Origin of the sequence: Citrobacter sp. Cpo040, from assembly GCF_030332915.1 — a bacterium.
Classification (GTDB): domain Bacteria; phylum Pseudomonadota; class Gammaproteobacteria; order Enterobacterales; family Enterobacteriaceae; genus Citrobacter; species Citrobacter portucalensis.
The window spans coordinates 140,040-159,326 of record NZ_JAOWGX010000035.1 but is presented as its reverse complement, the minus strand read 5'-3'; the positions used below and the strand labels follow the sequence as shown (position 1 = coordinate 159,326).

The window sequence follows — 19,287 nt, the reverse complement described above, 5'->3', positions numbered from 1 at the left end:
TAGGCCGGATAAGGCGTAGCCGCCATCCGGCATCCGGCAACGAAACAGGCAATTACTCTTCTTTCGGCAGGCACTGTAGATGGCCGTGGCGCACGCCGCGCTGGGAAATCACGTCATCGGCAAAATGCTGTACATCGCCCATGTCGCCTTTTAGCACGGCGATTTCCAGGCAGTCGTCATGGTTGATGTGCACGTGCAGCGTGGCGACCGATAAATCGTGGTGGTGGTGTTGGGTAGAAACAATACGGCTGGCCAGATCACGCTTCTCATGCTCATAAACATACGAGAGCACCGCGAAGCCCTGAGTGCCGTGTTCAAGGGTAGTTTCCTGCGCCAGTGCGCCACGCAGAATATCGCGGATCGCTTCGGAACGGTTGTTGTAGCCACGGCGCTGACTCAGGCCGTCGAGCGTTTCCAGTAAATCGTCATCGAGGGTAATGGTGACTCGTTGCATCTGCAGTTAACCTTTCATGTGGCGCGTTGGCGCACAGGGGGTAAGGGGAATAGCGTATTTTGTAACACACGTCCGGCATCCGGGGAAAAGGTTAATGCTCTCGCAATAAACGCAGGAGGGTACTGACCTGTTCATCCAGCGGAGCGAGAGTATCTTTAACGATCAGATGCAAAGGCGTGGCGCGACGAGCACCATGGCTTAACGGCAGTGGGCGTAAAAGCCCCTGATCAAGCTGCGTCTGAATACGTTCCTCGGGCAGCCAGCCGTAACCGACCTGATACATCACCGCATCAATCGCGGCATCAATGGTCGAGAAGGTCCAGGCATCACGCGCCGGTTGTTGTGGGTTATCGCGATCGGCAATGCGAATCAGCGGCCAGGCGCGTAATGCGTCTTCATTCAGCGGCGCATCCAGCATGCAGAGTGGGTGATCGCGGTGGGCCACGGCCACGAAGTCAATATTCATCAGCCATTCGCCGCGTCCGGTGACATCCTGACGCCGGGTCAGGACCATTACGTCCGCATCGGCATGTGCTGCCAGTCGAGCATCACCATTCTCCAGGACTTCGGTCAGACGCACCTGCGTTTGCGGCCAGGCCTGCTGAAACTGTTTGAGAATGGCAAACAGGCGTTTGCGTGGGAAGATACTATCTACCATCAAATCCAGCCGCGTTCGCGTACCGTTTTGTAACGTTGCGGCCCGGGTTTCCACCCATAAAAAGGCCTTCAGTAACGGTTTGACCTGATTGAGCAATAGCTCTCCGGCCGGGGTCAGGACAGCCTTGCGGCCTTCCGGGGTCAGCAGCGTTACGCCAAGTCGCTCCTGTAACAGTGCCAGATTGTAGCTTACCGAAGACTGGCTACGGTTGGTCTCTTCCGCCGCTTTAGCGAAGCTGCCCAGCTCCACCACTTTCTCCAATAGGGCCCACTGCTCGAGGGTTGTTTTGTGCATAACTCATCTAATAATTGAATGAATTTGATGCAAACATAGCGTTATTCATCCAATTTTTGAAGCGTTAAGATCCTCACATCAAGTAAGAGGAGAACGAATATGAGCGCGTTTGATAAACATGATTTAAGCGGATTTGTTGGCAAACATCTGGTCTATACCTACGATAATGGCTGGAATTACGAGATCTACGTGAAAAACGACACTACCCTGGATTACCGCATTCACAGCGGTATTGTGGGAAATCGTTGGGTGAAAGATCAGCGGGCCTATATTGTGCGGGTCGGGGAGAGCGTTTATAAAATTTCATGGACCGAACCGACCGGGACCGACGTCAGCCTGATCGTAAACCTGGGTGACAAACTCTTTCACGGCACCATCTTTTTCCCTCGCTGGGTGATCAATAATCCGGAAAAAACGGTCTGCTTCCAGAATGACCATATTCCGCTAATGATGTCGTACCGCGATACCGGCCCGGCGTATCCCACCGAGGTGATTGATGAGTTCGCGACCATCACTTTCGTACGTGACTGCGGCGCGAACAACGATGACGTTATTGCCTGTGCGGCGAGCGAGCTGCCGAAAAACTTTCCGGAAAATTTACGCTAAGGCTTCCAGGCGCTGCACGGCGTCTGCGGTCAGGGTAAACGGCGTGGGGGTGCACACCGCCAGGCTCAGGGTATCGAGCTGGCACTGGCTGACGGAGAGTGAGGAAGTTAACGCGGTACTGTCGACGCTGACGATTTGCCAGGCACTGCCGCCGCGCTGCTTCACGATCGCTTCTTTACGCGTCCAGATGCGCCAGAACGCCGCCAACTGTTGTTCCGGGCGTTCGGCCTCGACTTCGGCATGTTCACCAAGACTGAATACCGTATTTGCCAGCGTTTGCCAGTTATCGCGCGGGCGAACGACTTCTATATCGCAGCCGACTTCCCCTTCGTCGCTGAGCAGCAGGGCGATATCATCACCGCTGTGGCTGAGATTGAACCACAGCGGCGTGTCAGCAGAAAAGGCCGGTTTTCCTTGCTCGCCATATACGATGTCCGGTAATGGCGAAAGGGTATGGGAAAGCAGCACGCGACCGGCCAGCCAGCGCGCACGGCGAGCACCTTGCGGCGCTTGCTCACTCAGTGCGGCAGGCAATGCACCTGCGCTTAAAACAGAAACTTTCCCAAGAACGATCCGGTACATATCACGGCCAACGTTTAATGATGATAGAAGTATTTATGCCGCCAAACGCAAAGTTGTTGCTCTGCAAAAACTCGCAATCAATCTTGCGGGCTTCACCCATAATGTAATCCAGCGCGCCACAATTGGCATCTGGCTGACTCAAATTTAGCGTAGGCGCAAACCAGCCTTCACGCATCATTTGCAGACTCATCCAGGCCTCTAGTGCGCCACAAGCGCCAAGGGTATGTCCAAAATAGCTTTTAAGCGAGGATAGCGGAACATTATCACCATAAATTGCAGAGGTTGCCTGACTTTCTGCAACATCACCACGATCGGTTGCGGTTCCGTGCGCTGAAATATAGCCGATATCCCGGGCACTAATACCTGCCATATTCAGCGATTTTTCCATGCAAATCTGCATTGTTTCGCGCTGCGGCTGGGTGATATGGGCAGCATCGCAGTTAGTGGCAAAGCCAACGATTTCACCATAAATCGTTGCTCCGCGCGCTTTAGCGTGTTCCAGCTCTTCCAGCACTAACGTACCTGCACCTTCTCCGATGACCAGACCATCGCGTTTTTCATCGAATGGGGATGGGGTGGTTTTCGGCTCGTCGTTGCGCTGACTGGTTGCGAATAACGTATCAAACACGGCGGCTTCGGAAGGACACAGTTCTTCTGCGCCGCCGGCGACCATCACCGTTTGATAACCGTGTCGAATGGCTTCCCATGCATAACCAATTGCCTGGCTACCGGATGTGCAGGCGCTGGATGTCGGGATGACTCGCCCACGCAGACCGAAAAACAATCCGGTGTTAACGGCAGTGGTATGCGGCATCATTTGCACGTAGGTCGTGCCGGTGATGTTATTGGTGTGTTTCTCGGTCAGCATGGTCGCGAACTCGCTCACTGGACCGGTACTACCGGTTGATGAACCATAAGCGATCCCGGTTTCACCGTTAGTCAGTACCCGATCGCCAATCAGCCCGGCCTGCTCAAGCGCCAGCTCTGTTGCGCGGGTGGACATCAGCGATACGCGCCCCATGGCGCGAATTCGCTTGCGGGTATAGTGTTCCGGCAGAGTGAAGTCGTCGATCGGCGCTCCCAGCAGTGTGTGTAGTCCATCATAAACCTGCCACTCCGGCATTTTGCGTACCGCATTTTCATATGCCAATAACCTGGCGGAGACAGCCTGCCAGTTTTCCCCAAAGGCGGTGACGCCGCCCATGCCTGTAATCACGACACGACGTGTCATAACATCCCTCCATTGATGGAAATCACCTGGCGAGTTACATAGCCCGCCACATCCGACATTAAATAACTGGCAAGCCCGGCCACTTCTTCAGCCTGACCTATTCGTTTCATGGGAATCATCGACATCGCCTCTTTCAATGCGGCTTCTTCCATCTCGATCATCCCGGTATCAATGAGTCCCGGTGCAATGCAGTTTACGGTAATTTTGCGTTTTGCCAGTTCGATAGCCAGCGCTTTGGTGGCACCAATAATTCCGGCTTTTGCCGCACTGTAATTGACCTGACCGCGGTTGCCCATCACGCCCGAAACCGAAGACAGTGTGATGATACGGCCCCCCTGGCGTGCGCTTATCATCGGCATAATGCACGGATGAATGACGTTGTAAAAGCTGTCGAGGTTGGTATGGATCACCGAATCCCAGTCGTTATCACTGAGCGCAGGGAAAGCGGCATCCCGAGTGACTCCAGCGTTGCTGACAATGCCGTACCATGCGCCGTTTGCCTCAATATCTTGCGACAGTATTTCACGGCACTGCTCGCGATTGGCAACGTCAAATGTCAACAGGCGCCCTGCGCCGCCAGCGGCGAGGATAGCATCCAGCGTTTCTTGTGCTCCTTGCACATCGCGATGATAGTGTACGCCGACCACAAAACCGTCCGCGGCCAGTTGTCTGGCGATGGCGCGACCGATACCTTTGCTGGCACCCGTAACTAAAACTGAACGGCTCATGTGGACGCTCCTTGTTGAAATAGCGTGTTAATTTCTTCTGATGTCGGCTGGAAGGTGTTGACGCGACCGGTTGCCAGCGTCTCGTTGTCTGCCTGGATGGCACATTCAAAGCTACCGAATCGTGCATCCTGCATCAGCAATTTGACATGGATACTCAGCTTCTTCCCGGCAGGCAGAACACCTGTAGCACAGACTAACTCACGTGCGCCCAGTACCATGCCTAACGTAATACTCGCCTGACCTTGTTGCTGGCGGTGCCAGCCAGACCAGACGCCAATGGTCTGCGCCATCAGTTCCAGTGCGAACCAGCCAGGCAGACTGCCATCAGGGTCGAGAAAAGGGGCCAGTACGCTGTTTGCTGATACCGTCACGTGGCAGGTGGCGGTTTCGTCCGCCACACTGACGACCTCTTCAAGAAGCAGCATCGGCGCATCATGCGGTAAATAATCGCCCGGTGATAAATAGTGGCTCATGAGATTCTCCCGAGCAGGATGCTGGCATTATTGCCACCGAAGGCAAACGAATTAGACAAGATAACCGGGCGAGTCAGCGGCTGCGGCTGTTCAATGATGCCGCAGGGTGGCAATGTTTCATCGCGTGGCGACTGGCTAAAATCCTGCGGCGGCAGCGGCAGCTCGCGTTGCAGAATCAGCATACTGATCGCTGCTTCGGTGATCCCCGCAGCGCCCAGCGTGTGCCCGGTCAGGTGTTTGGTTGAACTGCACGGGACCGTTTCGCCAAATAGCGCGCTCACGACGTTGGACTCAATCTGATCGTTTAACGGTGTGGCGGTACCGTGCAGATTGATATAGCCCACGTGTTCCGGCGTCATTCCTGCGTCGTTAAGCGCCTGGCCGATGGCGCGAATGGCACCTTCCCCCTGTGGATGGGGAGCAGAAATATGGTACGCGTCGCTGGATTCGCCGACGCCAAGGAGCGCGATAGGCTGTGGCTCGCGGGTTAATACCATCAATGCTGCGCCTTCGCCAATGGTGATCCCACAACGGTTGCGGCCAAACGGCTGACACAGCGTTGGGGAGAGTGATTCCAGACTATGGAATCCGTTGATTGGCATTCGGCTTAGCGTATCCGCACCGCCGACAATGGCGATATCGACCAGACCAGATTCGATCAAACGACGTCCGCTCATGATAGCTCTTGCACTGGACGAGCAGGCGGTTGAGAGCGTAAAGGCCGGGCCATCCAGCGCCAGCCAGTGGCTAAGAAAACGCGACGGATCGCCCAGTTCCTGTTGCGGATAGCGCCAGTCAGTGCTCTCTTTGCCGTTGAGCATCAAATCTACGTGAACGTCACCCTCATCCAGACCGGAGGTGCTGGTGCCGAGAACAACAGCAATACGATCGCGACCAAATCGGGCGATAGCGTCGTCCACCTGCGGCTGGATTTGCATCAGTGCTGCCAGCAATAGCTGGTTGTTGCGCGAACGATGAGCGCTAAAGTGCTGAGGAATAGCGGGCAGCTCACCGTCAACGCCTGCTAACACGGCGGATGGGTGTCCTTGCAGCCAGCCCGTGCGCGGGCGCATTCCCGGCGCTATGCCACGAGTGATGTTGGCTGCGATTTCATCAGTGTTATTGCCCAACGCATTAATCATGCCAACGGCAGAAATGTAGATCATCTCAGTCACCCAGGTATTGAATGGTGATGTGGTATTTAAAAACGTGCTGTTCAATGCTGATCGGTTCGCGTTTTCCTTTTCGATTCAGATACGTGATTTCCGTGACCACTTTGCCGCGGGCATTGCGCAGCTCACGCGTGTCACCCGTATCGACGAGCGTCCAGCCTGTGGGTAATTGCGGTTGCCAGGCGCTAATCGGCCAATGACTTAGCATCACGTCAGCCAGCACCTGGCTGGCTGGCGGCAATTGTGGAACGATGATCGATTGCTCGGTGTGCAGTCCTTTTTCATCGTAAGTCACGAGGAACAGGCGAATGCCGACTGATGACAGCCCGGCAAGTGTGATTTTCTTGTCATCAGCATTGAGCATGACCAACAGTGACTGAGTTTTGCCGTTAAAACTTCCGGTTAGTAGCTGTTGTGAATTCACCGCGGGAGAAATCCCCGGGGCAGGTAGCGTTACACGAGTCCCCGGCTCTAACCAGGCTTGCGGGCGGCCTTTCTGTTCCGGCTGCGAGTGGCTGCAACCTGCCAACAGCAACGTGGCGACGAGCGCAGCGGTGCGCCAGAATCTCTGTTTAATCATCTTCTTTTTTTCTCTTTTTTCCTGGCATCGCCAGCGGTGACAGCAGGAAGGCAGTGAAAATACCGCTCACTAGCACAATGCCAAAACTGCTGATTGCCTGAGTGGCGCTAAAGACCAGCATGCCGAGCGTCAGGAGCGTGGTCATCATTGCCAGCGTGATAGCCAGCAGCGATGTCAGTGGCGTACCGCGTGGATTACTGAAAAACAGCGTGTAGTTAATGCCAATTCCCAGTACCAGCACCAGTGCCAGCAGCGAGAACAGGTTGAGCGCATGACCGCTCAGGGCCAGTACTGCCAGACCACAACCTAAAGACAGCACTGAGGGTACCAGGCTAATTAAGCCCTTACGCCAGCCAAGCCGAATGACGGCGCCACAGGCAATTACCGCCAGCGCAATGCATAGCAGGCCGGTCAGAATATGGCGATAAAGGGAAAACAGGTTGTCAAAGCTGCTCTTGCGATCCACCCACGCCACGCCGGAATATTTCGCGCTGAGCGTATTTAAAGCATCACTTTGTTTCACCCCTTCAACGGGAACCAGTACGCTGCTTTCGCCATCAGCCAGAGACAACCATAGCAAGCGCCAGCCTTCACTGGCCGGGCTGGCAAGCCAGGCATCGACGGTTACGGGCATGGCGCTAAGATCGGGGTTCACCGTCGCCAGACCGGCGTTGTTTAAGGCTTTCGTGATGGCGGGCGCGGCATCTTTTAGCAGAGACAGATCCTGCTGTTGCCGGGCGAGTGAATTGAGCGGAATGGTGCGATATCCGCTGAGTAACCCGTCTTTTTTTGCCTGTTCCAGCGCGGGGATAAAGGTTTCCATCCGCTCCAGCGTTTGCTGAGCGGATTTGCCGTACACCACAAACCACTTCTGGTCGACGCTTTGCCCGGTCAGGGCTGTAATCGCTTTTTCCTGAGCAAGAATTTCCTGCGGCAGCGCCTGTAACTGGGAGATATCATCGTCTACGCGTAGCGTCGCCATACCTGCCAACGAGAACAACGCCAGCGCCACCGGCAGGCCAACGGATAATTTCTTATTCCGCCGCCATGCAGCAAGCCAGCGTAGCATGAGTACCATTGCCGGCACCGGGCGTACCGGCAACCGACGACACAACCACGGGTGCCAGAAAATGACCGTCAGGCAGGAGGCGCTCAGACCTACCGCCGCGAATACCGCCATCTGGCGAATACCGGGGAAGGGGGCCAGCATCATAATCAGATAAGCCGCTACGGTGGTGAGTAGAGCCAGGAGCAGGGCATTGCGCACTTTGGCAAGGCTTTGCCATGGCGATGTTTCCGCACCGTGCACCATCCGTTCGGTCAAATAGTAGAGCGTATAGTCGGCGGAAATACCGATGATGCTCATGCTCATCACCAGCGTCATCAGATGGAGCTCGCCAAAAATCAGCAGCGTGACGACGGTCCCCGCCAGCGCACCAATGCCAATCGAAATCAGGCACAGCAGCAGCGGACGCAGCGAACGAAATACAGCCACGATGAGCAGGATCACCCCGAGCACAGTGGCTATGCCGAGAGTAGAGATATCTTGTTTCGCCTGCTGGCTGGCGTAATCGCTATAGAACAGCGTCCCGCGAGACAACAGTTGAGCCTGTGGATAGTGGGCTTTTAGCTCACCTTCCAGCGTATTCAGCGTGGTGACCAATTGGTGCGTCTGTTGCATATCAAACGATGAGCCGGTCAACTCGCCATGTAACAGATACCAATAGTTGCCTTGCTCATCCTGGGTGACAAGCCAGCCATCCATCAGGCGCAGGCGCTGCCCGGTTTTGGCCATGGCCAGCTGCGAACCACGCATCAGCATGAAGGGATCGTTTTGTAGCTCTTTGCCACTGACGCCGGAGAATGCGGAGTAAAGTTGGGACAGGATCCACTGGCCCTGCGCTTCACCGCCGTTTTGCAGCCGGGCGCGGGTCTCGTTATCTATCAGGCCGTTACGATGTTGCCAGAAGAAGGCCCCCCAGGCTTGCTGGCTGTCGGCATCCATTGGACCTTTTACCTGGGCTAGCGCGTGCGATTTTTGCAGTAAAGCCAACCAGTCCCGGGCTATAGCTGGGTCCGGTTGCTTACCGGGGCTCACCAGCCAGACCACCTGACGGTCAAGACGCTGCATAAATCCCTCGTTCAGGCCCGGAGGTATAGCGCCCAGCGTCTGCTTTGGCAACATGGCCAGCACGCTGCTGTTAAGGCGGGCCTGAGGTAGCAGCGTCAGAAAGATGCCCAGCAGAAGCAGGCAGACGACTCCCCATAACAGCGCGGGGCGTTTACTGGGCGGCAAAGCGTTGGCGTTCGTCATCGGTCAGTTGCGCTGGCGTTAGTTGGTGTTGGGAAAGCGCGATATCGGTGCGATCGCCCTGCTTATCATTGAGCTGAATGCTCTCCAGGTAGGTCTTTCCTGCTAAATCAATCGTCGCAAAAATCTTATCCAGCGGTGTGGTGATTGGCGTCAGGCGTAGCGTCCAGCGACCTTCTCCTAAGTCTGCAAACTCCACGCGGAAGTTTTGTTCCAGCACGTTACGATCCGCCTGGAATAACGCCCGTAGCAGATGATTAAACTGGAACATTTGCGGGTTATTCTCAGCGGTAATGGTCTGCGGTGGTTGACCGTTAATTGCCTGAACCATCCGTTTGTCGTCCAGCAGCAGCTGCATCGGGAACGGGGACGTTTGATCCCACAGCAACCCCTGGTCGCGGGCGATCAACATCTTGCCCTGAGATCGCAGCGGCTGCGGCAGATCCTTTATCGTCCGGGTTTGATCGAAGTGGGCGCGAACCACCGGTTGTTCGGTAAAACGCTGTTGTAGGGAGTCGAGCGTCAGGGCACTGACGAAAGGGCTGACGAGCAGCACGAGCAATGGCCATAATTTCATGGTGTCACTCCCATCCGTTCAAACAGAATATCCGGGCTGACAAAGCACAGTTCACGGCTTTTTTCGTCGACGGCGACCTGGATGGTGTAGCCTGTTGTGGCGCGTTTACCTGTTTCGGCATCAAAAATTTCGTAGCCAATACGCAGGCGATTTTCGTACTCTTTAATTTGGGCGCGTACACGGATACGCTGCTCGAAAGTCAGCGCATTGCGATACTTCACCCGAGTGTCGACCACGGGCCACAGATAGCCAGATTCTTTCATCTGCCGATAGCCATAATCGAATTGGTTCAGCAGTGCCTCACGGGCAATCTCGAAGTAACGGAAGTAGTTACCATGCCACGCTACGCCCATCATATCGACGTCGTGAAACGGAATAGTTAGCTCGACTTCAGCCGTAAAGCGGGGATCGTTAAGCACCCTTTACTCCTTGTCATTGGTATCCGGCAGTTGCCAGAAATCGAAAAAGTTAAACCAGTCGAGGGGCGACTGAAGCGCATAGTGCTCAAGGCGTTCGGCGTAGCGATCGACAGTATTCTGTAATGCCTGTTGTCGTGTGGCGCGCGGTAAGAGCAGCGGGTCGGCAAACGGTTCGCAGTAGATGTGGAGTTTCTCCTGCTGACGCAGGGCAAAAATCAGATCTACAGGGCAGCGTAAAATAGACGCGAGAATAAACGGGCCCTGAGGGAATGGCGCGTTTTGCCCCATAAAGCGGCTCCAGCACACGCGCCACTCGCCGCCGCGTTGGGGATTGACTGCGATGCGATCGCCTACGATGGCTACCCATTCACCGCGCTCCAATTTCTCTTTGAGCAGAATGGCAGTATCTGGACCAATACTGTTCACCGGGAGCAGATTTAATCCAGCCTGCGGGGCCATCTCTTGCATGATTTGTTTAAAGCGTTGGGCGTTATCGCTAAATACCAGCGCATTGATTGTTTTACTGCCCTGTAGCTGGGCCAGTGCCCGACAGGCCTCGACATCGCCAAGATGTGAAGCCAGTAGCAGTTTTCCCCGAGGATCGCTGATATTCAGCGTCGTTTCTGCACCTGGTGCAAAAATCACATCGCGACCGAAGTGCAGCTCACCACGCCAACTGGCGATCTTATCCAGCATCGCGCCGCCAAAACGCAGGAAATGCTGATAACTGGTCAGGTTTGGCGGTACTGGCATCCGCCGTGTGATCAGTTGCGCCCTTACGCGGCTAATCCAGCGTTGAGAGGCTTTTCGGGCAGTTGAAGCGCTGAGCCAGTATACGCCGACGACCGGATACAGTAGCAGGGAGAAGGCTTTGTGACCCAGTACACGCCAGACCAGTAGCATCAGGCGCATTCCCCACAACCCTTTGACTTCCTGTTGCTGCGCCCAGTGTGTCGATGAACGACGACAAAGCAGGGAGGGGATGCGTGGCAACATGCCAAAGAACAGGCGAGTGTGCATCAATGAAATGTGCAAATTGTCTTTAAGCGCGTCGAAATGGGATAGCCCGTCCTGCGGATAGGTGACTCGCGTGGGGATAAAATAGCTGGTGTTGCCTTGCCAGTAGAGGCGCACCATCACTTCAGTATCAAAATCCATCCGTTTGCCGAGCGTTACGCGCTGTGCCAGTTGCAGCGTGGGGGCCACCGGATACACCCGGAAGCCGCACATACTGTCTTTGAGCTGCAACGAGAGCGTTTCTATCCACACCCAGATATGGGTTACCCAACGACCGTACAGGCGCGAGCGAGGAACCGAATCATCGTAAATCGGTTGCCCGGAAATCAGTGCTGTCGGATGTTCTTTTGCCAATGCAAGCAGCCTGGGAATATCTTCAATGGCATGTTGCCCGTCGGCATCGACTTGCACGGCATGACTGAACCCGGCATCTGCCGCCGTCTGCATTCCGCGAATAACCGCCGCGCCTTTGCCTGCGTTGATGGGCAGGCGAATTAACGTCAGATTGCTGTATTCTGCCGCCAGGCGTGCCAGTTCATCTCGTGTAGTCTCGTCACTGCCATCGTCCACCACAATGCAGGGGAGATTGAACGGCTGAAGACGATCCAATACGTCCGACATCATCGCGCCGTGGTTGTAGCAGGGGATCAACACGCACGGGGAAAAGGTTAGCGGCATAACCGAATCTTCCCGCTGCTGGCGGTATGGCGCACGTCACCGTCGTGGCGCTGGTAGCTAAAAGAGAGCATCTGACGCGCTTCCTGCCAGCTCAGACTCAGGGTGACGGTGGCCTCTGGCAATAACGGCGACTGGAACTTCACGTTTTGAATACTGTGAAAACGCCAGCCAGGGGCCAGCAGCGTGGTGGCGTAATCCATCGCCCAGTTCAGCTGTGCAACGCCCGGCAGCAGTGGCTGCACGCTAAAATGCCCGCTGAACCAAAACAGAGAAGGGTCGAGTTGTAAAACAATCTCAGCCTGATGAGGCAGTGCCTGATGGCGCTCGATTTCATGGGGTTTCATGAAATAACTCCTGTAATTGCGCATAGACACGCTTGTTCATACTGTTGACCGGAATCTCATCAATCACCCGCCAGTAGCGGGGAACCGCGACAGGCTCCAGCCAGGGCAGCAGCGAACGTCGCCAGGTCAGTTCTTGCGGTTTACCACCGCACTCAAGCCAGCGTTGCCGGGCTTCGTCATCCAGTACCAGCAGGACGCCAACGCCCTGACGTCCTCCACGTGAGACCGGCAATGCCGCGACTTCACAGATACCATCCAGTGCCAGTAAACGTTGCTCCACTTCGCTGAGTGAAATGCGTTTCTCTTCAATTTTGACCACCCGCCCGCGTCTGCCCATCAGGCGGAACTGTCCATTTTCGATAAACTGCAGTACATCATCGAGTAACAGGCCATCATCAGCGTTAATTAGCGGTGAAAACACACGAAATGCGTCGTCTTCTGACTGGAATCTGACGCCGGGAAAGGGCAGCCATGCCACATCATCCTGATGGCGATAGCGCCACGCAAGGATCCCGGTTTCAGTGCTGCCGTAGATCTCATCGGGCCAGACATTTAGCCAGTCAGCAGCCTGCGTGACGTCCTGCCAGGGCAGCATGCCGCCCGCAGACAGAATCAGTTCGACCGGCGGCGGTGTCAGGTTGTGGTCGAGGCGTTTCAGAAACGCCGGGCTGCTGATAAACGCATACCGATGCTCAGCGCTCAGCGCCGCCAGTTGTTCGGCATACCAAAGCATCGCCGCGTGCAGCGGCAGACCTAAGGCCATCGGCAAAAAGATACGGAACGTCAGGCCATACAGATGTTGCGGTACCACTGACGCGACCACCCGGCAACCTGCCAGACGATCGGCAAAGCGTGTAGCGAGCAATGCCGCTTCGCTATCCAGACGAGCGATCGGTTTGATCACGCGTTTCGGCTGGCCGGTCGAACCGGAAGTGAATAGCTCCACAAAGGCGTCACTGCGTATTGCTGGGAACGTGATGTCGTGAGCCACGGATGTCATGGCGGAGCTGACCACCCGCAGCGTTCCCTGCCAGTCCATCGCTTTATCGCTCAGTACGCCGTCAAACAGCAAGTGCTGCTCGTTTAACAACGAAACGCGACAATGTCCTGGGATCACCGGTGTTTTGCCGGCATGGAGCGTTGCCAGCAGCGCGACGATGAATAAATAGCTGTTCTCGAAGCACAATGCCCAGCGTTCACCTTCCTGCTGTCGCAGATATGTTATCAACTGGGCCACATCATGGCGCAGATGGCCAAGCGTCCAGGTATGCTCTTCCTGCCACGCAACAGGAACGTCGTCCGGACGTGGGGCACAGAGCCATTGAGCGAGTGTGAGGGGCTGCTTCATTGGGTATCTCGTTTTATCACCAGTTGGCGAATTAACCACTCGCCTACCATCAATGTTCCCATTAGCAGATAGGAAACCATGCCGTTCCAGGTGGTCCACAGGGTCATATCGCCATTCAGTGCGGTAAAGAGCGCAATGCTGCCATTGAGGATGAAAAAGGCGCACCAGATTTGTGTCACACGGCGCGTGTAGCGCACGCCCGCATCGGGCAGATTTGGGTCGCGCAGTCGTGCCAGACGTTCAACAATGGGCATTGCTGACCATAACGATCCACCAAAAACCGACAGCATAACGGCGTTTACCACTACCGGATAAAACAGCAGCAGCTGGTGCGTTTTGAGCAGATAACTGGCAATGCACAAGGTGATACCCGCGACCGCCACTACCTGTGTCACGACGCGCAGCGGCCCCGCCTGTCGCCGGGTCTGGCGAAAGCGTAAAAAAAGGAGTAGCGCCATCAACGGTAGCAACCAGTGCAGACTGTTATGCGCCAGGCCAAACCAGATCAAAAACGGCCAGGCCAGCAACAGTAGACCTGTCAGCAGTTGTACGACTGGCAACGAGCGTGTGCCCGACACGGAGAATTACGCTTCTTTGAGAAGGCGTTCTACCGCATCGACGACATCTTGTACGGTGCGTACTGCTTTGAACTCTTCCGGCTTGATTTTCTTACCGGTTTTCTTTTGCAGATGCACGATCATGTCGACGGCATCGATGCTATCGAGTTCCAAATCTTCGTACAGGCGCGCCTCAGGCTTGATATCTTGCGGGTCAACTTCAAACAGCTTGACCAGCAGCGAGGAGACTTCTGCGTAAATGGCTTTTTGTTCGGTCATAACGGACTATCCTCAGGCACGTTGCGCGTGAATGAAAGATGCCAGCGTGGCGACGGAGAAGAAGTGCTGACGCATTTCTTCGCTCTCTGCTGAGAGGATCACGCCATACTCGTTTTTCACCGCCAGACCCAGCTCCAGGGCATCGATTGAGTCCAGACCTAAGCCATCGCCAAAGAGTGCCGCTTCGGTTTCAATATCATCAGCTGTCAGTTCGTCGAGATTCAATGTCGTTATAATGAGATTTTTGATTTCAAGATAAAGCGCTTGCATCATTAATTCCTGAAAGAGGTAAAGTACCTGGTTGTAATTGAAGCAAAAGATGCCGGTTCAACTGCCTTGCGGCCAGCGCCGGTTCTTGTGAGTTTGCGTCGTAAAATTGGCCGATCTTAACCCGTTCGTGTACTGAAACGGTAAACATCGGTTTTACCGATGGGACGTTGTACCATTGGCTTTCTTTATCCAGCATTTGTTCGCTGCAGTTAATAGTCACAATGCGTAAATCACTGCTGCAGCGCACGGCGATATTCGCCGCACCACGCTGTAACGTCATTGCTTCTCCGGGGCGTGTACGGGTTCCCTCGGGGAAAATTAAAATGGTATCGCCTTGCTCCAGACGTTGCTGGCAAGCGGGCAATAGCGCATCAGCCTGGCTGTTAATCAGATAATCTGCGGCCCGGACTACGCCGCCGAGAAACGGATTTTTGAGTAGTGCACTTTTCACCAGACAGTCGGTTTCTGGCATGACCGAGGCCAGTAGGACATAGTCGATGAGCGTCGGGTGGTTGGCGACGACAAGACACCCTTGTTCGTTGCGTAAAATGTCTCGCCCTTCAATCTGGTAATCCAGCACGCCAAGCCGCTTCGCCACGGTTAAGAAGAGACGAAAACTGGCGGCGATACTGCGTCTGGCGATACGCCGACGTCGGGCTTTATCCCATACCGCGATCAGCAGGACGTTAAACCAAATCGTAGATAGGAGGAGCCCGCCGAGGCCAAACAGGGCAAAGCAAAAACCGGTCATCACCAGTCGCCATACCCGGTTAAGCCGCAGGATCATCGTGTTCATCCCTGACTCCACTGCCACTGTACGCGTTCGCCAGGCAGGGTAAACGCCCTGGCATCTTGTAAGTAATGTTGTAAAAACAACAGGCTTTGCGGCAACGTTGTCTCGTCCTGTGCGCTGTGTGGACGGGTTTCACATTGCCAGCTATCACCGGATTCAATAACCAGCGCGACGGCAAACGGCCACGTTGGCATGTCTGGTGGTAACTGTGGGTGATAAAACTCGGGCAGAAAACCGTCGAAATCGACCATCAATACGCGCTGATATCCCGCCTGCAACAGCCCGATGACTTCGCATAACCCCTGCTGGAATGTATCCCTGCCAGCAGAAAGCGAGGAGGAGACAATCGGTTTTTTTGCGGCGATGGTCAGGTTACCCACAGCAGAGTTATGGACAGAAAGGGCAAAATCGGTCGGTGAGAGCGCTTGCTCAGTCGCGAGAGCGTGCAGGATCCTGTAGTTACGCTCCAGTTCACCATGGCGGCTGGTATACAAAACGGCATTGATATCATGACGGCGTAGCATCGCCAGACCGCAATCGACGGCCAGTTTGCTGCCGGAACTGAGGCGGCGAGCTGTCATCATCGGTAACTCATGGAGCTTAGCCAACGGCGCGGTGGGATCGATGGCGTGCGAAAGCCGTGACCATTCATGCCACTGTTCTGTTTCGCTTAACCCAGGCGCCCTGGCCTGCCAGTCGATAATATTGAAAGCAAATTTCATCAACGCGTATCCGCGGTAAATCGGTTGTTCCGATTGTTTCTTATTTTTTCTTCTGACATATCAATAAAGTATGCCCAACACCTAAGTTATCGTGGCGTTCATCTACCTGAAAACCTGCCTGATTCAGATAGTGATAAAACTTCTCTACGCTGTAGAAACGGCTGTTGCCATTCGCCATACAGGTAAAATAAAGCGAAGACGCATTCAGGCTAAATGATGCCGCCTCAAATTTTTGGGCATCCCAAAACAGCTCCATAATGCACAGCTTCGCGCCCGGTTTCATCACCCGAGCAACGTTGCTTAGCATAGCGATAATTTGTTCCGGGGAAAAACAGTCCAGGAATTGGCTCATCCACCAGATATCAGCGCCGTCAGGTAAAGGCGAGTCGCTAAGCATATCCACAGCATGGAAATTTATGCGATGAGATAATCCTGCATTTTCTATATTTTCGCGGGCAAGTGCAATTTGTTGCGGCAAATCTAAGAGGGTGACTGTAATATTGTCATCATGCTGACAACAACGTAATGCCCATTTTCCGGTATTTCCACCGACATCGTACAGGGTTGCAGGGGCGCTGGCGAATACATATGGCAATGCGGCATCAAATGCGCCATCTGAATAGTAATGATCAAAAGCAAACCAACTTTCACGCGCAGCCAGCGGTAATTGTGATAGCGCAGGATAGATTGTTGGCCAGTCGCCAAAAATTTTTAGTCCCGCGGGTTTTCCATCTTTCAACGCATTTTCAAGATAGAACAATCCTTGGTAGCAAACATCCTGAGTGAAGTCCATATTCACGCGCGTCATCGTGTCATGTAAAAGAAAATGACCGACTTTAGCGAGGTAATAATATCCTTCTTTGTGGGTAATGATTCGCCCACTTAACCCCATATCCAACAGGATGCTGGCGGCATATTCGTTGATGGTGCTGTTTTCGGTAATTTCGTCGAGCGTGGCGCCGCGTTTACCTTGCTTGTCTAGCCAGGTGAGTACTCCCGCATTTCGCAGACACAACGCGGTTTGAAAAAGCATAGGGGCAAAGGCGATACGTTGTGCTTCAGTAATGGCATCCAGTGCGCTAAGCGAATCCTGTTCGTACATGTGGGGACAACCTGTTAAATGGCAGATAATAAGAGTATCGGGCCTTTTCAGCCCGACTTTAGGCATAATTACAGATTGGCACCGGCTGACAGATTAAGCTGGATGTCTTTATCCAGATTGCGTACCCAGCGGTTATAGTTTTTGTGAATTTTTCCACCAGATGCCTGCAGGTTGAGGCTGCTGTCGTATTTGATGTCATAGCTGGTGGCGGTATAAGTGATACGGACTTCAGCTACATGATCGCGGGTTTGTTGGCGAGCTTTAATAACACCTGGTCCGGCTTCAGACATGACCCATTGGCGTTGAATACCGGCTTTCAGGATCGCGGTTTTAACCTGGTCCTGAGTATGCCCCGCGCTCACACTGGTGTGAACTTGATCAATCGGCGCAGTACGTGCACAACCCGCCAGAGCACCGACAACGGCAATGGCCGCAAACCACTTAATATACTGTTTCATTAAAGCTCCCTATCAAAGTACCGTTTATACGTATTAAATAATAAACTCCGAAATCATGGGCACCTTGTATTGCCTATGATTATATTTAAGCTAAATTAGCATTTTATTTCATATGGTTGGTAGCAAGGTAATGAGATGACCGGATAGTAATATCCCAGGACTTTCTTCAACAGAAATTTTTCAGCATCATCATTGGCGAGAAGTATAGATTTTTAGAGAAAATGTATCAAATAAAATAACCTTTAAAGCTAAGTAGATAGCTTAAGTTAAATGCTTTGGGGGGATTCATTATTTTTATGCGTTTCGGTAAAGAAACCATCATCTTGACTTATGTATTTTCTTTATAAAGAATGAAATCCCTTTCACTCTTTATTTAAGATAAGCTTCTATATATAACTGCGTTAGCGTCATTTTAACGGTCATATAAAAATATAAAAACTACCTCGGTTGGTAGTTTTTCAGGGAAGCCGACTTTTGGGCCTGCCGGGCCCCAGCAAAATCGCCAGTTTGCTGCCGCCTTTGGTGGTTTCCATCCAGATTTTACACACGCTGGTTAATGGCACGGAGAGCAACATGCCGACCGGACCGAGCAGCCATCCCCATACCAACAGAGAGAGGAAGACGATTAGCGTCGATAATCCCAGCCGATGCCCCATCATTCGGGGTTCGAGAATGTTGCCAATCACCATATGCACCACCAGAAACAGTGCGCCAACCAACAGACATTCGTAAATGCCATTAAAAAGCAGTGCCTGGATCATGGGCGGGACGGCGGAAATGACCGAGCCAATGTTGGGCACGTAGTTTAACAGGAATGCCAGTACGCCCCACATCAGAGCAAACTGAATCCCCATCAGCGCCAGACCCAGCCAGATTATGGCACCGGTCCATAAGCTGAGCAGCGTTTTCAGCGCCAGATAGTGTGACACACCCTTTAGCGCCCGATGTAGCCCCGCAATGTGGATTTGCGGATTATTTAACGCAAAACGCATCTTATAGGGGACATGACGCACCTCAAACAGCATAAAAACTACCGTCATCACCAGCAGAAAGACGCTGGCCATGGCACCAGAAAGACTCGTCATCAGCGTGGTTGTGAAGGTCATCAGCTTGTCAGAGTCCATGCGTTGCAGCATGCGCTCCGGGGACATATGCAGATTCAGAAAAGGCACCATCTCTTGCAAATACAGAACCTTGCGTGTTAGCTCCTTATTGTATTTTGGCAGCAGGTCCATGAATTCAGTGATTGATGACGCCAACACGCCAACCAACGCCGTAAGAACGATCAGCATCACCACCACGACTAAGGTAATAGCGATTGGGCGACCGACTCCCCGGCGGATAAACCAGGTGACCAGTGGATTCAATACAATGGCAAAAAAGAGGGCCAGCAGCAGCTGCACAATGATATCCGCCGCAGCATGGATACCTGCGAGGATCACCACCAGAGCGGCCAGTTTGAGCAAAATGTGCAAACCCGTTTTATCGGGCTGGGTGGTTATCATGTCTTCTTCCTGTTTGCGTTTTTGCATTAAGTGTAGCGGCTGGTTTGCGACTAAAACTCCTAAACTGGCTACTGATTTCTGCTCTGCAACATGGTAGAAATGAAACACTGTTGTGAAAATGTGGTGACC

At 53.6% G+C, this 19,287-nt stretch carries 23 protein-coding genes; 1 reads left to right on the top strand and 22 read right to left on the bottom strand.

Annotated features, from left to right (window positions below; genetic code table 11):
* Nucleotides 1-52: 52 nt before the first annotated feature.
* Together nikR and OGX86_RS13730 are read right to left on the bottom strand one after the other, a co-directional pair.
* Complete coding sequence (gene nikR, locus OGX86_RS13740) at nt 53-454, bottom strand: nickel-responsive transcriptional regulator NikR (RefSeq protein WP_003827507.1); 402 nt, start codon at nt 452-454, stop codon at nt 53-55.
* A gap of 91 nt (nt 455-545) precedes the next feature.
* The gene (locus OGX86_RS13730; protein ID WP_048227440.1) at nt 546-1,406 is read right to left on the bottom strand and encodes a LysR family transcriptional regulator; all 861 of its coding nucleotides are present in this window, start codon (nt 1,404-1,406) and stop codon (nt 546-548) included.
* 99 nt (nt 1,407-1,505) lie between these two features.
* Here OGX86_RS13730 and OGX86_RS13725 point away from each other — a divergent pair, with 99 nt between their 5' ends.
* Nucleotides 1,506-2,012: a phenolic acid decarboxylase gene (locus OGX86_RS13725; RefSeq protein ID WP_048215363.1), complete on the top strand. Its 507-nt coding sequence runs from the start codon at nt 1,506-1,508 to the stop codon at nt 2,010-2,012.
* Here OGX86_RS13725 and acpT read toward each other — a convergent pair.
* The 20 genes from acpT to OGX86_RS13625 form a co-directional block, all read right to left on the bottom strand.
* Entirely contained in the window at nt 2,004-2,594 is a 591-nt protein-coding gene (acpT, locus tag OGX86_RS13720; RefSeq protein WP_048227439.1) for a 4'-phosphopantetheinyl transferase AcpT, read from the bottom strand. The genes OGX86_RS13725 and acpT overlap by 9 nt on opposite strands.
* Before the next feature lies 1 nt (nt 2,595).
* Nucleotides 2,596-3,825, bottom strand: coding sequence for a beta-ketoacyl-ACP synthase (locus OGX86_RS13715; protein WP_003827516.1), 1,230 nt, complete (start codon nt 3,823-3,825; stop codon nt 2,596-2,598).
* A complete protein-coding gene (locus tag OGX86_RS13710; RefSeq protein ID WP_008786386.1) occupies nt 3,822-4,553 on the bottom strand; it encodes a 3-ketoacyl-ACP reductase FabG2 in 732 nt (243 codons plus the stop codon). The genes OGX86_RS13715 and OGX86_RS13710 overlap by 4 nt, the downstream gene beginning before the upstream one ends.
* Nucleotides 4,550-5,026, bottom strand: a complete 477-nt coding sequence (locus OGX86_RS13705; protein ID WP_212024715.1) for a hotdog family protein — start codon at nt 5,024-5,026, stop codon at nt 4,550-4,552. The genes OGX86_RS13710 and OGX86_RS13705 overlap by 4 nt, the downstream gene beginning before the upstream one ends.
* Complete coding sequence (locus OGX86_RS13700; RefSeq protein ID WP_048227437.1) at nt 5,023-6,192, bottom strand: beta-ketoacyl-[acyl-carrier-protein] synthase family protein; 1,170 nt, start codon at nt 6,190-6,192, stop codon at nt 5,023-5,025. The genes OGX86_RS13705 and OGX86_RS13700 overlap by 4 nt, the downstream gene beginning before the upstream one ends.
* 1 nt (nt 6,193) lies before the next feature.
* Nucleotides 6,194-6,778 (bottom strand): DUF3261 domain-containing protein, encoded by a 585-nt coding sequence (locus tag OGX86_RS13695; protein WP_048215367.1) that lies wholly within the window; start codon nt 6,776-6,778, stop codon nt 6,194-6,196.
* A complete protein-coding gene (locus tag OGX86_RS13690) occupies nt 6,771-9,092 on the bottom strand; it encodes an MMPL family transporter (protein ID WP_237857455.1) in 2,322 nt (773 codons plus the stop codon). The genes OGX86_RS13695 and OGX86_RS13690 overlap by 8 nt, the downstream gene beginning before the upstream one ends.
* A complete protein-coding gene (locus OGX86_RS13685) occupies nt 9,061-9,666 on the bottom strand; it encodes a LolA family protein (protein WP_204191632.1) in 606 nt (201 codons plus the stop codon). Before OGX86_RS13685 ends, OGX86_RS13690 begins: the two co-directional genes overlap by 32 nt.
* The gene (locus tag OGX86_RS13680) at nt 9,663-10,085 is read right to left on the bottom strand and encodes an acyl-CoA thioesterase (RefSeq protein ID WP_003827529.1); all 423 of its coding nucleotides are present in this window, start codon (nt 10,083-10,085) and stop codon (nt 9,663-9,665) included. The genes OGX86_RS13685 and OGX86_RS13680 overlap by 4 nt, the downstream gene beginning before the upstream one ends.
* Nucleotides 10,086-10,088: 3 nt before the next feature.
* Entirely contained in the window at nt 10,089-11,780 is a 1,692-nt protein-coding gene (locus tag OGX86_RS13675) for a glycosyltransferase family 2 protein (protein ID WP_048215370.1), read from the bottom strand.
* Nucleotides 11,771-12,124 carry an ApeI family dehydratase gene (locus OGX86_RS13670; RefSeq protein ID WP_020996070.1) on the bottom strand — a complete coding sequence of 118 codons (354 nt, stop codon included), beginning with the start codon at nt 12,122-12,124 and terminating at the stop codon, nt 11,771-11,773. Before OGX86_RS13670 ends, OGX86_RS13675 begins: the two co-directional genes overlap by 10 nt.
* On the bottom strand, nt 12,111-13,472 hold the full coding sequence (locus OGX86_RS13665; RefSeq protein ID WP_032945276.1) for an AMP-binding protein: 1,362 nt from the start codon (nt 13,470-13,472) through the stop codon (nt 12,111-12,113). The genes OGX86_RS13670 and OGX86_RS13665 overlap by 14 nt, the downstream gene beginning before the upstream one ends.
* Nucleotides 13,469-14,050, bottom strand: a complete 582-nt coding sequence (locus tag OGX86_RS13660; protein WP_048227434.1) for a COG4648 family protein — start codon at nt 14,048-14,050, stop codon at nt 13,469-13,471. Before OGX86_RS13660 ends, OGX86_RS13665 begins: the two co-directional genes overlap by 4 nt.
* Before the next feature lie 6 nt (nt 14,051-14,056).
* A complete protein-coding gene (locus tag OGX86_RS13655; protein WP_003827536.1) occupies nt 14,057-14,308 on the bottom strand; it encodes an acyl carrier protein in 252 nt (83 codons plus the stop codon).
* Between the two features lie 12 nt (nt 14,309-14,320).
* Entirely contained in the window at nt 14,321-14,578 is a 258-nt protein-coding gene (locus tag OGX86_RS13650) for a phosphopantetheine-binding protein (RefSeq protein WP_003827537.1), read from the bottom strand.
* Nucleotides 14,559-15,374 (bottom strand): lysophospholipid acyltransferase family protein, encoded by an 816-nt coding sequence (locus OGX86_RS13645; RefSeq protein WP_286640217.1) that lies wholly within the window; start codon nt 15,372-15,374, stop codon nt 14,559-14,561. The genes OGX86_RS13650 and OGX86_RS13645 overlap by 20 nt, the downstream gene beginning before the upstream one ends.
* Nucleotides 15,371-16,093 carry a beta-ketoacyl synthase chain length factor gene (locus tag OGX86_RS13640; protein WP_286640216.1) on the bottom strand — a complete coding sequence of 241 codons (723 nt, stop codon included), beginning with the start codon at nt 16,091-16,093 and terminating at the stop codon, nt 15,371-15,373. Before OGX86_RS13640 ends, OGX86_RS13645 begins: the two co-directional genes overlap by 4 nt.
* A 40-nt stretch (nt 16,094-16,133) precedes the next feature.
* Nucleotides 16,134-17,195, bottom strand: coding sequence for a class I SAM-dependent methyltransferase (locus OGX86_RS13635; protein WP_003827540.1), 1,062 nt, complete (start codon nt 17,193-17,195; stop codon nt 16,134-16,136).
* Between the two features lie 68 nt (nt 17,196-17,263).
* Nucleotides 17,264-17,641: a hypothetical protein gene (locus tag OGX86_RS13630; protein ID WP_122973906.1), complete on the bottom strand. Its 378-nt coding sequence runs from the start codon at nt 17,639-17,641 to the stop codon at nt 17,264-17,266.
* Between the two features lie 470 nt (nt 17,642-18,111).
* Nucleotides 18,112-19,158, bottom strand: coding sequence for an AI-2E family transporter (locus OGX86_RS13625; protein ID WP_048227448.1), 1,047 nt, complete (start codon nt 19,156-19,158; stop codon nt 18,112-18,114).
* Nucleotides 19,159-19,287: the final 129 nt, after the last annotated feature.

Coding starts and splice junctions, on each gene's coding strand:
- OGX86_RS13690 (WP_237857455.1), bottom strand. CDS start 9,092: ATGACGAACGCCAACGCTTTGCCGCCCAGTAAACGCCCCGCGCTGTTA.
- OGX86_RS13645 (WP_286640217.1), bottom strand. CDS start 15,374: ATGAACACGATGATCCTGCGGCTTAACCGGGTATGGCGACTGGTGATG.
- OGX86_RS13695 (WP_048215367.1), bottom strand. CDS start 6,778: ATGATTAAACAGAGATTCTGGCGCACCGCTGCGCTCGTCGCCACGTTG.
- OGX86_RS13665 (WP_032945276.1), bottom strand. CDS start 13,472: ATGAAGCAGCCCCTCACACTCGCTCAATGGCTCTGTGCCCCACGTCCG.
- OGX86_RS13730 (WP_048227440.1), bottom strand. CDS start 1,406: ATGCACAAAACAACCCTCGAGCAGTGGGCCCTATTGGAGAAAGTGGTG.
- OGX86_RS13715 (WP_003827516.1), bottom strand. CDS start 3,825: ATGACACGTCGTGTCGTGATTACAGGCATGGGCGGCGTCACCGCCTTT.
- nikR (WP_003827507.1), bottom strand. CDS start 454: ATGCAACGAGTCACCATTACCCTCGATGACGATTTACTGGAAACGCTC.
- acpT (WP_048227439.1), bottom strand. CDS start 2,594: ATGTACCGGATCGTTCTTGGGAAAGTTTCTGTTTTAAGCGCAGGTGCA.
- OGX86_RS13635 (WP_003827540.1), bottom strand. CDS start 17,195: ATGTACGAACAGGATTCGCTTAGCGCACTGGATGCCATTACTGAAGCA.
- OGX86_RS13675 (WP_048215370.1), bottom strand. CDS start 11,780: ATGCCGCTAACCTTTTCCCCGTGCGTGTTGATCCCCTGCTACAACCAC.
- OGX86_RS13650 (WP_003827537.1), bottom strand. CDS start 14,578: ATGCAAGCGCTTTATCTTGAAATCAAAAATCTCATTATAACGACATTG.
- OGX86_RS13655 (WP_003827536.1), bottom strand. CDS start 14,308: ATGACCGAACAAAAAGCCATTTACGCAGAAGTCTCCTCGCTGCTGGTC.
- OGX86_RS13640 (WP_286640216.1), bottom strand. CDS start 16,093: ATGAAATTTGCTTTCAATATTATCGACTGGCAGGCCAGGGCGCCTGGG.
- OGX86_RS13625 (WP_048227448.1), bottom strand. CDS start 19,158: ATGATAACCACCCAGCCCGATAAAACGGGTTTGCACATTTTGCTCAAA.
- OGX86_RS13705 (WP_212024715.1), bottom strand. CDS start 5,026: ATGAGCCACTATTTATCACCGGGCGATTATTTACCGCATGATGCGCCG.
- OGX86_RS13670 (WP_020996070.1), bottom strand. CDS start 12,124: ATGAAACCCCATGAAATCGAGCGCCATCAGGCACTGCCTCATCAGGCT.
- OGX86_RS13725 (WP_048215363.1), top strand. CDS start 1,506: ATGAGCGCGTTTGATAAACATGATTTAAGCGGATTTGTTGGCAAACAT.
- OGX86_RS13710 (WP_008786386.1), bottom strand. CDS start 4,553: ATGAGCCGTTCAGTTTTAGTTACGGGTGCCAGCAAAGGTATCGGTCGC.
- OGX86_RS13700 (WP_048227437.1), bottom strand. CDS start 6,192: ATGATCTACATTTCTGCCGTTGGCATGATTAATGCGTTGGGCAATAAC.
- OGX86_RS13685 (WP_204191632.1), bottom strand. CDS start 9,666: ATGAAATTATGGCCATTGCTCGTGCTGCTCGTCAGCCCTTTCGTCAGT.